This window comes from Photobacterium sp. 270122K (assembly GCF_059941365.1).
This window is the reverse complement of sequence record NZ_JBPOEN010000021.1, coordinates 1-1923: the sequence shown is the minus strand read 5'-3', so window position 1 is coordinate 1923 and position 1923 is coordinate 1. Positions and strand designations below refer to the sequence as shown.

The window sequence follows — 1923 nt, the reverse complement described above, 5'->3', positions numbered from 1 at the left end:
TCGCATTAAGGTGTGAGCAGCGCTTGGCTATACTTGAGCGAAGCGAAACTGCCAAGCGTAGCGAATCACTCTTAAATGCTTTGTTATATTATTTTACTGGCGTTGATAAGTAATAATTTGAAAGTTCGTTTTTAACCCATCTAGTCTTAAATTGCTTAATTTCCTTTTTAGCTTGTGACTTCGCTTCTCCCCTCCTAAGTCCTTCGCTTCTTTTTCTCTTTATCATGATTTCTTGATAAATTTTAGACCACTTAGGAAACGTCGCAGTATCAGGAACGTCAATAATTAAACCGTGATCTCCACCTTTGACAGCGTCAAACAAGCTCTTATCGCTTACAACAAGACTGAAACAGTTTGAAAGTAAAATGACATCGATATACTCACAGTACTCATTGAGATCATCAAATAACAACGTTACTTCTGTTTTCGTGGGGGTGGTAAACTCTATCTTAATTGCGACGTAGTCATCTTGGAGTAAATGCTCTGTCCAGCCCCATGTAAGAATCGTATCTGATGGCAGGTTCTTTTCTTCCTGAGCTTTTATATGACGTTGAAAATTAACATATTCACTTGCATCAACTCGAAAATACGGAAGCGCTCTACCATCTTTTCGACTAGTACCAGTGAATAGACCTTTTTCCAATATTTTCAGAGCATTATTAGGTTTTGATTTATTATTAAAATTTAACATTTCTATAGACCATAACAATCAGTTTTATAAAGGTTATTTTGAGAACTAACTAACGTGAGTGTTAACTTTTTAACGTAATCACTTTCAGTTTTCAAACTGGGTAATCGAACTACTACATAACCTTTTTTGACCTGTCTTTCACCAAAAGACAAAGGGAATGTTAACTGGGACTCAGATTTCCACATATTGCTAGATAATTTCTCACTTAAATACTCTTCAATGTCAATCTCCTGCTCACTACCATCTGAAAAGTGCATATGCGCACTTACATTAAAATTAGCAAGAGCACTCGGTAACGCAGACTTGTTAATCAATTCAATATATAGTGCTACTAAACCATCTTTTTCTAGTCGCTTACTATCCAACCACTTGACTTCAAAGTTATCAGTTTTAGCCTCAAGTTCTTTCTTAGCAATATCTCTAGCTTCTTTGGCAACCTCGAGAGATTTATCCGCTAATTGTTTGCTCTTTCTAGCCGTATTCCATGAAAATAAAGCAACTACAGATGCGATAACAGTCGCAATTTCCGCCCAATGTTCCCAAGCACTTTCTGCACTCATGTTTACCTCTTCCTCTTAATAATATAACGCCCGCTTAAGCGGACGGAAATAGTTGGCTATAATTGTGAGCGATAGCGAAACAGCCAACTGTTTTTGTTCCGTTTAAAGCGCTTGTTATGTGTGTTTCACTTCGTTGTACTTACGATAGAAAGAAGTCACTCTTAATAAAAGGCTTTTATCTGGAATTTGAGGGTGAATCGATTCTCCCCAAGGACTGAGCAGTATCGATTCACTTATACCAACCTCCAGATAGGCATGTGCAATCAGGTTGTTTACTCTTGCTTCAATAGTTGCAGACTCCGCGCTCAAAATTAGATAAGCATCAGACTGTATCGCGAACTGTTCACACAAGCATGTGAGGTCTTTTGCCAATTCGAGCCCTATACGACCAATACCATAGTTGTCCATTATCATTATCCACTTAACACGATAGCACTTTTATATTTGAGCCCTAACCCGACATCCTGTCTGCCGTTCCACAGTGAGTCATCGTTGCTAAAGTACGCCTCGCTATATTGCGAGAAGTCGCTCAACAAATGCGTTTCATCTATTCTATTGCTATCTCGTTACCTGCTTGTAGGAGTTCGTGAGAGATTGACTCAGCGTTTTGATCTCATGAGGGTTATTACATACTTGTATTCTCATGCAGATTCCAATCACCTCGAAAACACA

Annotated in this window: 3 protein-coding genes; all 3 read right to left on the bottom strand. The window is 38.4% G+C overall.

Annotated features, from left to right (window positions below):
- Positions 1 to 88: 88 nt before the first annotated feature.
- Positions 89 to 691: a hypothetical protein gene (locus ACSF8W_RS23460; RefSeq protein ID WP_500849510.1), complete on the bottom strand. Its 603-nt coding sequence runs from the start codon at positions 689 to 691 to the stop codon at positions 89 to 91.
- 2 nt (positions 692 to 693) lie between these two features.
- On the bottom strand, positions 694 to 1251 hold the full coding sequence (locus ACSF8W_RS23455) for a hypothetical protein (protein ID WP_500849509.1): 558 nt from the start codon (positions 1249 to 1251) through the stop codon (positions 694 to 696).
- A gap of 114 nt (positions 1252 to 1365) precedes the next feature.
- The gene (locus ACSF8W_RS23450) at positions 1366 to 1659 is read right to left on the bottom strand and encodes a hypothetical protein (protein WP_500849508.1); all 294 of its coding nucleotides are present in this window, start codon (positions 1657 to 1659) and stop codon (positions 1366 to 1368) included.
- Positions 1660 to 1923: the final 264 nt, after the last annotated feature.

Excerpts from the sequence above, each read along its gene's own strand:
- ACSF8W_RS23460 (WP_500849510.1), bottom strand. The coding sequence starts at position 691 with ATGTTAAATTTTAATAATAAATCAAAACCTAATAATGCTCTGAAAATA.
- ACSF8W_RS23455 (WP_500849509.1), bottom strand. The coding sequence starts at position 1,251 with ATGAGTGCAGAAAGTGCTTGGGAACATTGGGCGGAAATTGCGACTGTT.
- ACSF8W_RS23450 (WP_500849508.1), bottom strand. The coding sequence starts at position 1,659 with ATGGACAACTATGGTATTGGTCGTATAGGGCTCGAATTGGCAAAAGAC.